At 70.2% G+C, this 12,133-nt stretch carries 10 protein-coding genes; 8 read left to right on the top strand and 2 right to left on the bottom strand.

The window, feature by feature from the left end; all coding sequences use genetic code 11:
* Positions 1-45: 45 nt before the first annotated feature.
* The 7 genes from ACZ5LB_RS04680 (at position 46) to ACZ5LB_RS04710 (ending at position 7,705) form a co-directional block, all read left to right on the top strand.
* Entirely contained in the window at positions 46-996 is a 951-nt protein-coding gene (locus ACZ5LB_RS04680) for an acetyl-CoA carboxylase carboxyltransferase subunit alpha (RefSeq protein WP_464604960.1), read from the top strand.
* A complete protein-coding gene (locus ACZ5LB_RS04685; RefSeq protein ID WP_464604961.1) occupies positions 993-2,651 on the top strand; it encodes a single-stranded-DNA-specific exonuclease RecJ in 1,659 nt (552 codons plus the stop codon). The genes ACZ5LB_RS04680 and ACZ5LB_RS04685 overlap by 4 nt, the downstream gene beginning before the upstream one ends.
* On the top strand, positions 2,648-4,366 hold the full coding sequence (locus ACZ5LB_RS04690) for a hypothetical protein (RefSeq protein ID WP_464604962.1): 1,719 nt from the start codon (positions 2,648-2,650) through the stop codon (positions 4,364-4,366). The genes ACZ5LB_RS04685 and ACZ5LB_RS04690 overlap by 4 nt, the downstream gene beginning before the upstream one ends.
* Positions 4,363-5,097 (top strand): LPS export ABC transporter ATP-binding protein, encoded by a 735-nt coding sequence (lptB, locus tag ACZ5LB_RS04695; protein WP_464604963.1) that lies wholly within the window; start codon positions 4,363-4,365, stop codon positions 5,095-5,097. The genes ACZ5LB_RS04690 and lptB overlap by 4 nt, the downstream gene beginning before the upstream one ends.
* Positions 5,097-6,653, top strand: a complete 1,557-nt coding sequence (gene rpoN / locus ACZ5LB_RS04700) for an RNA polymerase factor sigma-54 (protein ID WP_464604964.1) — start codon at positions 5,097-5,099, stop codon at positions 6,651-6,653. Before lptB ends, rpoN begins: the two co-directional genes overlap by 1 nt.
* Positions 6,654-6,735: 82 nt before the next feature.
* A complete protein-coding gene (hpf, locus tag ACZ5LB_RS04705; RefSeq protein WP_464604965.1) occupies positions 6,736-7,074 on the top strand; it encodes a ribosome hibernation-promoting factor, HPF/YfiA family in 339 nt (112 codons plus the stop codon).
* 286 nt (positions 7,075-7,360) lie between these two features.
* Complete coding sequence (locus ACZ5LB_RS04710) at positions 7,361-7,705, top strand: addiction module antidote protein (protein WP_464604966.1); 345 nt, start codon at positions 7,361-7,363, stop codon at positions 7,703-7,705.
* Here the strand turns inward: ACZ5LB_RS04710 and ACZ5LB_RS04715 are convergent.
* Both ACZ5LB_RS04715 and ACZ5LB_RS04720 read right to left on the bottom strand, forming a co-directional pair.
* Complete coding sequence (locus tag ACZ5LB_RS04715) at positions 7,702-7,998, bottom strand: YciI-like protein (RefSeq protein ID WP_464604967.1); 297 nt, start codon at positions 7,996-7,998, stop codon at positions 7,702-7,704. The two genes, ACZ5LB_RS04710 and ACZ5LB_RS04715, sit on opposite strands and share 4 nt — an antisense overlap.
* 200 nt (positions 7,999-8,198) lie before the next feature.
* Positions 8,199-11,330 (bottom strand): serine/threonine-protein kinase, encoded by a 3,132-nt coding sequence (locus ACZ5LB_RS04720; RefSeq protein WP_464604968.1) that lies wholly within the window; start codon positions 11,328-11,330, stop codon positions 8,199-8,201.
* An 84-nt stretch (positions 11,331-11,414) separates the two neighbouring features.
* Here ACZ5LB_RS04720 and ACZ5LB_RS04725 point away from each other — a divergent pair, with 84 nt between their 5' ends.
* The gene (locus ACZ5LB_RS04725; RefSeq protein ID WP_464604969.1) at positions 11,415-12,131 is read left to right on the top strand and encodes a zinc ribbon domain-containing protein; all 717 of its coding nucleotides are present in this window, start codon (positions 11,415-11,417) and stop codon (positions 12,129-12,131) included.
* Positions 12,132-12,133: the final 2 nt, after the last annotated feature.

Consider the following 12,133-nt stretch of genomic DNA (forward strand, 5'->3'; position numbering starts at 1 on the left):
GGGCCGGGGCCTCTAAACTGGACTTTCCATCCTTCCGAGGTGCTTTTGAGCGGACAAACCACTGACCTTGCCGATCTGGAACGGCCCATTCTCGACCTCGAGGCCCAGATCCGGGCCCTGGAGATGGATCCGGCCAAGACCAAGGAGCGGGACCGCCTCCGCAAGAAGGTGGACAAGCTCAAGGCCGAGGTCTTCGCGTCCATCACCGACTGGCAGCGCACCCAGCTGGCCCGGCACCCCCGCCGGCCCTACACCCTGGACTACATCGAGCGCATCTGCGACCGGTTCGAGGAGATCCACGGGGACCGGAACTTCGGGGACGACGCGGCCATCGTGGGCGGCATGGGCTGGATCGGGGGCCAGGCGGTCATGGTCCTGGGCCAGCAGAAGGGCCGGGACACCAAGCAGAAGATCATCCGCAATTTCGGGATGCCCAAGCCCGAGGGGTACCGGAAGGCCCTGCGCCTCATGAAGCTGGCCGAGAAGTTCCGGCGGCCCGTGCTCACCCTCATCGACACCCAGGGCGCCTATCCGGGCCTGGATGCCGAGGAGCGGGGCCAGGCCGAGGCCATCGCCCGGAACCTGAAGGAGATGGCCCGGCTCACGGTGCCGGTGGTGGCCGTCGTCATCGGGGAAGGGGGCTCGGGCGGCGCCCTGGCCCTGGGGGTGGCCAACACCGTCCTCATGCAGGAATACGCGGTCTACTCCGTGATCACCCCCGAGGGGTGCGCCTCCATCCTCTGGAAGGACGCCGCCCAGGCCCCGGCGGCCGCGGAGGCCCTGAAGATCACCGCCCCGCACCTCCTGGCCCAGGGCCTCATCGACGGCATCATCCCGGAGCCCCTGGGCGGCGCCCACGGGGACTGGGACCAGGCCTCGTCCCTGCTCAAGGACGCGGTGCTCAAGGCGCTGGAGGCCCTGCGGCCCCTGGGCCCCCGGGAGCTCATCGACCAGCGCTACGAAAAGTTCGCCCGCATGGGCAGCGTCGTCCGATGAACCCGCTGCCCTGGCGCATGCGCCGGGCCCATCTGCCGGGTGCCAGCCCCTGGATCCCCTTGGCCCGCGCCTGGGACCTCAGCCCCGAAGGGGCGCGCCTGGCCTGGCTGCGGGACGCCGACGGCGATGAGCTGGGGTGGCGACTGGATCCCTCCTGGGCCCGGTCCACGGACCCCTTCCTGCTGCCGGGGGTCGCCGGGGCCGTGGCCCGCATCCGCGCGGCCCTCGAACGGGACGAGACCATCTGCGTCTACGGCGACTACGACGTGGACGGCGTCACGGCCTCCGCGCTGCTCATGCGGGTGCTGGAGAAGCTGGGGGCCAAGGCCAGCTTCTTCATCCCCAACCGCTTCAACGACGGCTACGGCCTCAACCTGGAGTGCATCCGGGAGGTGGTGGCCCAGCGCGGACCCACCCTCCTCATCTCCGTGGACTGCGGGGTGCGCAGCCTGGCCGAGGTGGAGGCAACCCGGGACCTGGGCGCCGACTGGATCATCACCGACCACCACGCCCTGGGACCCGAACTGCCGGCGTGCCCCGTGGTGCACCCGGGGCTGGAGGACTACCCCAATCCCGCCCTGGCCGGCGTGGGGGTGGCCTTCAAGCTGGCCCAGGCCCTGCTGGACGCGGCGCCCACGCCCCGGGCCGGGGACGGACCGTTCCTGGATGGGCTCCTGAAGCTCGTGGCCCTGGGCACGGTGGCCGACATGGTTCCGCTGCGGGGGGAGAACGCCCTCCTGGTCAAGCGCGGGCTCCTGGCCCTGGCCGGCGCCAACGGTCCCGGGCTCTCGGCCCTCCTGCGGGCCGCCAAGGTCGACGGGGCGGTGCGGGCCAAGGACATCGGCTACCAGATCGGTCCCCGTCTGAACGCGGTGGGCCGCATGGGCGGGGCCGAGGACGCCGTGCGCCTCCTCCTGGCCCGGGACGCCGCCACCGCCGCGAGCCTCATGGAGCGGGTGGAGGCCCTCAATCTTGAACGCCGCGAGATCCAGCGCGCCCTGGGGGAACAACTCCCACCGCCCGGGGAGGACGCCTTCGACCTGGTGGTGGAGCCCACCGCCCACAAGGGCGTCATCGGCATCGTCGCGGGCCACCGCATGCGCGCCGCCCAGCGCCCCTCCGCGGTGTGCACCGTCATCGAAGGCGTGGCCCACTGCTCCGTGCGGGCGCCGGAGCCCTACGACCTGCGCGAGCTCCTGGAACGTGCCCGGCCCTACCTCACCACCGGGGGCGGACACCGCTACGCCGCCGGCATGACCTTCCCCATGAACAACCTCCGCATGGTCAAGCGCACCCTGGAACTGGGCGCCCGGGACCAGGCGGTGGACGCCCCGGACGCCGCGGTGGTGGTGGACGGCGCCGGCACGCGCCTGGCCCCCTCGCGCGCCGAACTGGAGCGCCTGGAGCCCTTCGGCCAGGGCTTCCCGGAGCCCCTCCTGCTGGTGGAGGGCCAGATCGCCGGCCAGCCGAAGACCTTCGGCGCCGGGTACCGCAAGTTCCGCATGGCGGGCGAGGCAGAGGAGTTCACCCTCTTCGCCGAGGAACCCCGCAGCCTGGAAGGCCAGCTCTGCCTGGCCGTGGCCCCCCAGGACCACCCCCGCTGGGGACGCTCCTGGCGCGTGGACGGGGCGGTGGACCCCCGGGAGGCCCCATGAGCGCCTGGGAACTCCTGGGCACCCGGAGCCCCTTCTGGCGGGTGGCCGGCGGGGCGCTTGTGCTGTCCATCGTGGGCATCACCGGCATCTACATGGGCCGGGGTCCCCGCCCCCTCAAGCCCGAAAGCGGGGAACCGCTCTTCCTGGGCTCGGGCACCCGGGGCCGCTTCGGCACCTTCGTGGAGCAGCTGGGGGCGGGCAAGTTCGCCCTGTCCTACGAGACCATCCAGGGAACCCAGGAGGAGATCACCCTGGACAAGGTGAACGGCCGCCTGGAGGAACCCCAGACGGTGTGGGGCATGGTGTCGCCCGCCGCCCAGCGCATCAAGGGGATCTGGACCCTCATGGGACCCATGACCGTGGACGCCCGGGACACCGCCCTCCAGGCCCCCGCCGGCCGGGGCTTCATGGCCGCGGCCGGCCCCGCCCTGGGCTGGGACCACGGCGTGTGGACGGGCCTGAGCACCCTGGTGTGGGATGATCTCCAGGGCAATGGCCGCGGCCGCTGGACGCTCCCGCCGGGCTGGCACCGGGGCCTGGACGGCCAGTTCCGGGTGGACAAGGGCCCCGTGGACTGGGTGGCCGCCGATCCGGGCGCCCTCCGCAACCTCAGGGCCCAGCGCATGCAGGCCGCCCTGGGGTTCCAGGACGGCCGCCTGGAGGAGGTGGACGCGACCCTCGAGGGCGGCACCGTGCAGGCGGCCCTTGTGCGCATTCAGCCGGCGGAAGTCCGGTTCGACGCGCCCATCCGTTTCCAGCGGGACGACGGCTGGTCCGGCGGGTCCGCCCACGCGCTGGCGCCCCGCCCGGCCAAGGGGCAACCCTTCGACCGCATGGAGTTCAGGGACTTCAAGGCCACCCGGGCCACGGAAAACGGCCCCGAGACCCTCACCTCCCTGGGCGCCCGGTGGACCCCGGACGGCCTGCGGCTGGAGGGCGACGTGCGGTGGGAACAGCCCCTGGAGGGCCTCAAGGCCACCCTGAGGGCCCCCCGGGTCCTGCAGCGCACCGCCCCGGGGCCTGACCTGCCGGCCGATCTCCAGGTGGGCCAGACCTGGGCTGAACCCCAGGCCGTGCTCACCTGGGGCGAGCGCTCCCTCAGCAGCCCGCGCATCGAGGGCCGCCACCGCCAGCGCACCTGGCGGATCCATGCGCCGGCCCTGGGCCGGGGCGAGATGGGCACCTTCTCCGCCGGGGAGGGCACGGGCAACCCGCTCAAATGGCAGTTCAAGGGGCCCATCCAGGCCCGGTTCTTCGACGGGGCGCAGGTGCGCAGCGACGCCCTGGCCTGGGAGGGCAGCGTCATGACGCTCACCGGCCGGCCCGTCACCTGGACCCGCCTCCGGCAGCGCCTCACCGGCCTCAAGGTCGTCAAGACCCGGGACGAGGTGATCTTCCCCCAGGGCGTCGCCGGCGCCCTGGCGGCCCAGGAGGGGGACATCAACCTGCGGGCGGACCGGGGCCAGGCCAAGGGCTCCCTCCTGACCCTGGACAGCCGCGTGGAGTGCCAGGGCCAAGGCTGGCACTTGCAAGCGGAGCACATCTCGGTAACGCTGGGGCCAGGGAATGTCGTGAAGCAAATGACTGCGAATGGATCAGTTGTATTAAGGGGCCGCATGGGGGAGGGCAGGGGGGACACCCTGGACCTGGATCCGGGCAGGCAGGTGGCCACCTGGCACGGGAACGTGAAGGCCATCACGGAGGTCCGCCCGTGACCCAGGACATCCGCCTCGAGGCCCGGAACGTCTCCAAGCGCTACGGCGACCGCACGGTCGTGCGTGACGTGTCCCTGAACGTCTCCCCGGGTGAAGTGGTGGGCCTGCTGGGCCCCAACGGCGCCGGCAAGACCACCACCTTCTACATGGTCGTGGGCGTGGAGGCCCCCGACCGGGGAAGCATCATCTGGCAGGGCCAGGACATCACCCGCATGCCCATGCACCGGCGGGCCCGCCAGGGCATCGGCTACCTCCCCCAGGAATCCAGCGTTTTCAGGGGGTTGACGGTCTGGGAGAACCTGTTGGCCCTGGCCGAGTTGCAGCCCGTCTCCAAGGACGAGCAGGTGGCCCGGTGCGAGAAGCTCCTGGCCGATTTCCACCTGCACAAGGTGCGGGGCACCCTGGGCATGTCGCTTTCCGGTGGCGAACGCCGGCGGTGCGAGATGGCCCGGGCCCTCGTCACGGATCCGCGCATCATGCTGCTGGACGAACCGTTCGCGGGCGTCGACCCGAAATCGGTACTGGAGATCCAGGGTCTCATTGCCGATCTGAAAGCCAGGGGAATCGGCGTGCTGATCACGGACCATAATGTTCGGGAAACCTTGCAGATCGCCGACCGCGCGTACATCCTTGCAGATGGAATGATCATGAAGCACGGCCTGCCCCAGGAGATCGCTGACGATCCAGATATCCGCCGGGTCTACCTCGGCGATCGCTTCAGGCTGGATTGATGGCGAACCTCGGCCACCACCTCTCCCAGCGCCTGGCCCAGAGCCAGACGCTTGCCCTGACGCCCGCCATGCAGCTCAAGCTCAAGCTGTGGCAGATGAACCTGCTGGAGCTGAGCCAGACCATCGAGCGAGAACTGGGCGAGAACCCCCTGCTCGAACTCCTGGAGGACGGGGACGAGACCCCCACCCTGGAGGCCCTGGAGGAGGGCCACGACTCCGAGGTCGCCGAGGCCGGCGCCGAGGTCCCCGAAGGCACGGATTCCGTGGACCTGGGCCCCCTGCCCGAAACCCCCGGGGAGATGAACCCCGAGGCGGACCTGGAGGCCTTCACCGAGGCCGGCATCTCCCAGGTGCAGGAAACGGAGATGGGCGCGGAGAATTCCTGGGACCTGGACCTGCCCCGAACCAGCAGTCTGCCGGACGACGAGCGCACCAGCTGGGAGGATCGCCTCAGCAGCACCGAAACCCTGCAGGAGCACCTCATCAGCCAGCTGTACCAGACCCTGGATCCCGACGATCCGCGCGCGGTCCCCTTCGAGGCGCTCATCGACCACGTGGACCCCAAGGGCTTCCTCCGGCTGGATCCCGACCAGGCCACGGAGACGAACCCCAAGGAACTGGCCCGGGAACTGAACATCGACGAGGCGCTGCTCCGGGAACTCCTGGAGATCCTCCAGGAATTCGATCCCTCCGGCGTGGGCTGCTTCAACGTGAAGGAGAGCCTCCTGGTGCAGCTGCGCCACGCGGGGGCCGAGCCCGACGACCTGGCGGTGCGCATCATCCTGGAGCAGGCCGACCTCCTCAGCCAGCGGGACAACGCCAAGTTGCGCAAGGCCATGGGCTGCACCGAGGAGGACCTGGGCGAGGCCCTGGCGGTCCTGCGCCACCTGCACCCCACCCCGGGCCGGGCCTTCGATCCGGAGAGCGAGCGGGTCGTGAAGCCCGACGTGGTGGTCCTCAAGGGCGAGGACGGCACCTGGAAGGTGTACCTCAACGACGAGACGGTGCCCCGCCTGCGGGTGAGCGGCGAGTACCGCCACTTCCTGGCCAGCGCCGAAGGCAAGGACGACAAGGATTTCATCCGGGACAAGTACCGCTCCGCCCGGGATTTCATCCGGGGCGTGGAGGACCGCAACCGCACGGTGCTGCGCGTGTCCGCGTCCATCGTGGAACTGCAGCGGGAATTCCTGGAGCACGGCATCGAACGCCTGCGCCCCATGGTCCTGCGGGACGTGGCCGAGTCCACGGGATTTCATGAGTCAACCATTTCGCGCGTGGTGAAGGCCAAGACCATCCACACGCCCCAGGGCCTGTTCGACCTCAACTACTTTTTCAGCGCCAGTCTCGGTTCCAACAGCGGGGACGACGTTTCCGCCACGGTGGTCAAGCACAAGATCAAGGCATTGGTGCAGGCCGAGGACCCTGCCAAGCCCTTGTCGGACGAGACCATCGCCAAGCTGCTGGAACGGGACGGCATCAAGGTCGCCCGGAGGACCGTCAACAAGTACCGCGAGGAATGCAAGATCCCGCCCGCATCCCGGCGCAGACGCCGTTGAACGAAACCCCCGGTCGGCGCACCCAAGACGTAGTGTCGTTTTTCACCGGACCCGCAAGGTCCCCCCTTCAAAGGAGTCCACGATGAAGGTCATCTACACCGGCCGCCACGTTGAAGTGTCCGACAGCCTGCGGCAGTCCGCGCAGGAAGGCCTGGACAAGATGCAGACGTACCTGGACGACATCATCGACGTCCATGTCACGTTCAGCGTGGAGAAGCACCGGCACGCCGCCGAGATCACCCTGAAGACGAGCGGCGGCGATTTCATCGCGTCCGCCGAGAGCACCGACATGTACCAGAGCCTTTCCCAAGCCTTGGACAAGCTTGAGGTGCAGGCACACCGCCATGCCGGCAAGCGTCAGGCGGGCTACAAGGGCAAGCTCCCCGAAGCGCTGGCCACGGAGGCCGAAGCCGAGGCCTGAACACCGTCGCCGGTACCAGGAAAAGCCCAGGCTCGCGCCTGGGCTTTTCCTTGCCGCCCGTCCTCCGGCAGTGGACCTGCCAAATGGGCTTGCACTTTGTCGCTTTTAAGCTACCATTACTCCATGACCGAGGTCCGAAAGACTCTCGAATTCCAAAAATGGTTGGATGGCCTGAAGGATCCAAGGGCCTATGCCCGCGTCGAAACCCGGATCTTTCGTCTGGCCCTGGGCCTTCCCGGTGATGTGAAGCCCGTGGGCCAGGGCGTCTCCCTCTGAGGAGGATTCCATGGAACCCACCAAGCGCCGCACCCCCCGCGCACCCAAAGCTCCGGTCCGCGTTCCAAGAACCCTGACGACCCCCTATGATGCTGCCGCGAACCTCGTCAGCGATGAACGCATGGCCGCCCTCCTGGAAGCCGCCCTTGAGGACGGCCACCCCAAGGTCATCGCCGCCGCCTTGGGAACCATCGCACGTGCCAAGGGGATGGCGAAGATCGCCGAGGCCACAGGGCTGAACCCCAAATCCCTCTACCGGGCCCTATCCGGCGAGGGGAACCCCGAACTGGACACATTCATCAAGGTCGTTCATGCCCTGGGCCTCCAACTTCACGCCACGGCCACAGCCTCCTAGAGGATCGGGCTGGCCGCGTCGCGTCCCACGACGGTCAGCCACTGGCGCACCTGCCACCGGGTCACCAGGCCGTTCTTCACGTAGGGGTCGGCCTTGGCGAAGGCCTCGGCGGCCTCGGGGCCGTCGCCCTGGAACAGCAGCAGTCCGGTGTCCACCGGCTCGGTGAGCACACCGCCCAGCAGAAGCTCGCCCCGGTCCTGAAACTGCCGCGCAAGGGCCAGGTGCTCCGCGCGGACCGCGCCGCGCCGTTCCATGATTTCGGGGATGTAGTCGTAGATCAGAAGATAGTGCACCTGCACCTCCTTCCCAGACTCTAACGGCCCCGCCCGGCCATGGGAATTCAACAAAGGAACCAACAATCGTTTATGCGCAATTCATGGGCAAGGAGGACCCAATGACTGGTCTCGAGATCGCAATCATTCTTTCCGTGTGGAGTTTCGCTGCCGTGACGATGTATTCCATCCACCGGCTCACGTAAGGTGGCCCGCCGGGGTCAGGCTCCCGGCAGGTTGGGGTTCATGGCCACCGCCCGGGCCCGGACCCGGTCCGCCTCGGCGCCCCGGCCCAGGGCGGACAGGAGCCCGGCCTGGGTGAGCAGGACCTGGGCCGACCAGGGAAGTCCCGCGAGGGCCGGACGCAGGGCCGCGAGGCCCTGCGCCGCGCCCGGGCCCCGGGGGTCGGCGCGGTGCACCAGGAGCCAGGCCTGGGCGATGGCCACGGCGGCCTCGGGGCGGCCTTCCGAAAGGACGGCGGCCCTGGCCAGGTCCGCCCGGGCCGCGGCCAGCGGCGCGGTGGACCCGGAGGCCAGGGACTCCAGGGCGCGGCACCGGGCCCGGGCGGGGAGCGCTTCGGGACCGATGCGCGCGTTCACCTTCAGGGCGACCTCCAGGTGGCCGGCGGCCTGGACCAGGTCCGTCCCGGGGGAGGCGCCCCGCTCCAGGGCGGTTTCGGCGCGGTCCAGCAGGAGGTTGGCAAGGCCCAGCCGGCACAGGTAGGAATTGGCGTTGAGGGCCAAGCCCGCCTCGAAGGCCCGGCGGGCCTCCTCGTACCGGGGCATGGGATCCTGGCCCGAGAGCTTCAGGTAGGCCGCCAGGTCCGCCAGGGCATAGCCCTGGGAGGAGTTGTGGCCCACCCAGGGCTTGAGGGCCGCGGCCTGGCCCAGCAGGTCCACGGCCATGAGCACGGCCCGGGTGGGATCCTGGCCGTGTTCGAGCTGATAGTGGGCCAGCAGGGCGTGGCAGTTTCCGATGCTGTCCAGGAGCCAGTCCTTGTACTGGGGCCGGTCCAGGGCCTTGCCCAGGGCCTCCACGGCGCGGGCGAGGGTGCGGGTGGGGTCCAGGCCCCGGCGGCTCTCCCAGTCGGCGCGGTTGCGCAGGCAGGTGCCCAGGTTGTTCCAGAGGGGGTTGTCGGTGGGGCGGAAGGCCAGGCCCTTTTCCGCGTCGGCCACGGCGGCGTCCAGGCTGGCGGTGGGGTCCTGGTTCCGGTTCATGAGCGTGACGCCCCAGCGCCGGTTGATGGCCGCCCGATAACCCAGGGCCTTCCAGTCCCCCGGGTTGGCCTTCAGGCACAGATCGGCGGCCTCCAGGGCCCAGTCCCGGTCGGCCTCCGTGGCCCGGCCCCGGTCCAGCCGCACCGTGAACAGGAGGATGCGCCGCTGCAACTCCCCCAGGTAGGCCAGGGGCGCGCTGCGGGCCACGTTGCGCGCCTGGGCGAGGGCGTCGCCGGCCAGGGCCAGGCGCTCCTCGGTGCCGTTGTAGTCCCCGGTGCCGTAAGCCTGGGCCGCCAGGGCCCGGTGGGCGTCGGCCTCCAGGAGCCAGGCCTCGTAGGCCCAGGGGGCCAGGCGCTGGTATTCCTTGGCCTTGGCGATGGCGTCCTCGTAGCGGTCCTCCACCAGGGCCAGCATGCCCTCCACGTAGGCGGGGCCGTCCTGGCGGGCGCCCTGGGCACGGCGCAGGCAGGCCAGGGCAGGGCGTCGCAGGTCCTGTTCGGTGTCCCTCTTGCGCTCCTCGAGGGCCTTGCCCCGCAGGCCCTCCAGTTCGGACTGGAGGAGCCGGGTGAGGGTGAGGCCCAGGGCCAGGGCGTTGTCCGGATCCTGGGGGGTGGCCCCGGGGGCGGGTTCCAGCTCCCGGCGGGCCTCCTCCAGGCGGTCCAGGGCCAGGTAGCCGCGCCCCAGCGCCTGGCGCGCCGCGGGCCGCGACCAGCGCCCCAGGCCCGGCATGGAGGCCTGGATGCGGTCCAGGTGCTGCTGGACGTAGGCGCGCTCCATGCGCACGTCGTGGAGCGGCAGGGTGTAGGCCTTGAGGAGGATGCCCTCCATGTATTCGGCCTCGCGGCCGTAGCGCTGGATGCTCTGGGCCTGCACCCGGCCCCGCACGGCCATGGTGACGCCGAAGGCCGCGAACCCCACCACCGCCAGGGACGACACGGCCAGCACCAGGGCCAGCACGCGGTTCTTGCGGATGCGCCGGGCGATGCGGTAGCCCAGGGTGCTGCGGCGGGCCAGGATGGGATCGCCGTCCAGGTACCGCTGCAGGTCCTCGGCCAGGGCCCGCGCGGACTCGTAGCGGCGGCCCGGGCTCTTTTCCAGCGCCTTCAGGACGACGGTCTGGAGGTCCATGGGAATGCCGGGGACGCGGTCCCGGGGCGGGGCCGGATCCTCCTCGACGATGCGCCGGATCAGGTCCACCAGGGCGCCGCCGGAGGGGAAGGGGGGCTCTCCCACCAGGCACTCGTAGAGGGTGGCCCCCAGGGAGTACACGTCCGAACGCCGGTCCACCTCGCCCATGCGGCCCTGGACCTGCTCGGGGCTGCAATAGATAGGCGTGCCGATGAGCATCCCGGGCACCGTCAGGCCCTCGTCGCCCAGGTCCCGGGCCAGGCCGAAGTCCATCAGGTAGGGCCACCAGGAGCCGTCCTCCCGGGCCTCGAGCATGATGTTGGTGGGCTTGATGTCGCGGTGGACGATGCCCTCCCGGTGGCAGCTGTGGAGTGCCTGGGCCACCTGCGCCAGGATGCGCACCTTCTGCTCCAGGCTCAGGCGCGGGAGGGCCGCCCGGAGGGTGGGACCGGCGATGAAGCGCATGGAAAGGTAGGGCTGCCCCTGGTATTCGTCCACGGAGTACACGTTGCAGATGTTGGGGTGCTCGATGCGGGCCTGGGAGCGGCCCTCCTGGAGGAAGCGCTCCATGGGGGCACGCTCCAGGCGCTTGAGGAACTTCAGGGCCACAACCCGCTTGAGCTGCTGGTCAAAAGCCTTGTACACGCTGCCCATGCCGCCGTCGCCCAGGAAGGCCAGGGGCAGGTAGCGCCCGTCCCGGGGCAGGGAGAACCCCGCCAGGTCCTCGGGGTCCATGGCGGCGGCCACCTCCCCCATGGCCCGGATCCAGTCGGGCGTCGAGGACGTGACGGCCGTGTCCGCCTGGTCCCAGGCGATGGCCGTCTCCATCACGCCCTGGAGGCGCCCGGCGGCATGGAGGGCGTTGAAGCGTTCGGACAGGTCCGATTCGGAAAGGGTGGCCGCGTCCTCGTGGGTGCTCAGCCCGATCTCCTCCTGGGTGAGCAGGCCCCGTTCCATGGCCCACTTCAGGATTCTGGCCTGCTGGCTGACGGTCAGCGTCTGGGTCATCGGACCTCGGGAGGGGTTCTTGTGAAAACCTTACAATCCCTTCGGGGCCCAACCAATCAATAATCGATCCGGAGGCCACAGGCCATGCTCTGCCCGCGCTGCCAGAAACCCCAGGACGACGGACGCGAGGAATGCCTCGACTGCGGCGTCGTGTTCAGCCGCTACCGCCCCAGGCCGCGGCCGCCGGAGCCGGAGCCCTCCTGGCTGGAGGAGCGCATGTTCCGCATCGCCCCCAGCGAGGACCGGGGCCTGGTGGCCCTGCGCGGCGCCTTCCTGGTGCTCCTGGGACTCGTCAGCATCTGGATCCTGCTGCTGCCCATGCAGGGGCCTTGGCTGATCGGCTCGTTCCTCCACTGGATCGACCTGCCCTTCCACGAGGCGGGCCACGTGGTCTTCGGCCCCCTGGGGAGCTTCCTGGGCATCCTGGGAGGCACCCTGGGCCAGCTGCTGGTGCCCCTCCTGGTGGCCGGCGTCTTCCTGAAGCAGGACAACCCCTTCGGGGCCAGCGTGGGCGCCTGGTGGCTGGGCCAGAGCCTGATGGACTGCGCGCCCTACGTGGCCGACGCCCGGGTGCGCCAGCTGCTGCTCACCACCGGGGAGACCGGCCGAACGGATTGGGAGAGCCACGACTGGTTCCAGCTCCTCTCGCGCACCGGGCTGCTGAACCACGACGTGCGCATCGCGCGGCTGTTCTGGATCGCCGGCGCCGGCCTCCTGCTCGCGGCCCTGGCCTGGGGGGGCTACATCGTCTGGAAACAGTGGGGCCCTGGAACCGGCGGTGCGGAGCGCGCACCCTCCTAGGG

The sequence above is a fragment of the Mesoterricola sp. MK458 genome (assembly GCF_055384935.1).

Excerpts from the sequence above, each read along its gene's own strand:
- ACZ5LB_RS04720 (WP_464604968.1), bottom strand. The coding sequence starts at position 11,330 with ATGACCCAGACGCTGACCGTCAGCCAGCAGGCCAGAATCCTGAAGTGG.
- ACZ5LB_RS04685 (WP_464604961.1), top strand. The coding sequence starts at position 993 with ATGAACCCGCTGCCCTGGCGCATGCGCCGGGCCCATCTGCCGGGTGCC.
- ACZ5LB_RS04710 (WP_464604966.1), top strand. The coding sequence starts at position 7,361 with ATGGAACCCACCAAGCGCCGCACCCCCCGCGCACCCAAAGCTCCGGTC.
- hpf (WP_464604965.1), top strand. The coding sequence starts at position 6,736 with ATGAAGGTCATCTACACCGGCCGCCACGTTGAAGTGTCCGACAGCCTG.
- ACZ5LB_RS04725 (WP_464604969.1), top strand. The coding sequence starts at position 11,415 with ATGCTCTGCCCGCGCTGCCAGAAACCCCAGGACGACGGACGCGAGGAA.
- rpoN (WP_464604964.1), top strand. The coding sequence starts at position 5,097 with ATGGCGAACCTCGGCCACCACCTCTCCCAGCGCCTGGCCCAGAGCCAG.
- ACZ5LB_RS04690 (WP_464604962.1), top strand. The coding sequence starts at position 2,648 with ATGAGCGCCTGGGAACTCCTGGGCACCCGGAGCCCCTTCTGGCGGGTG.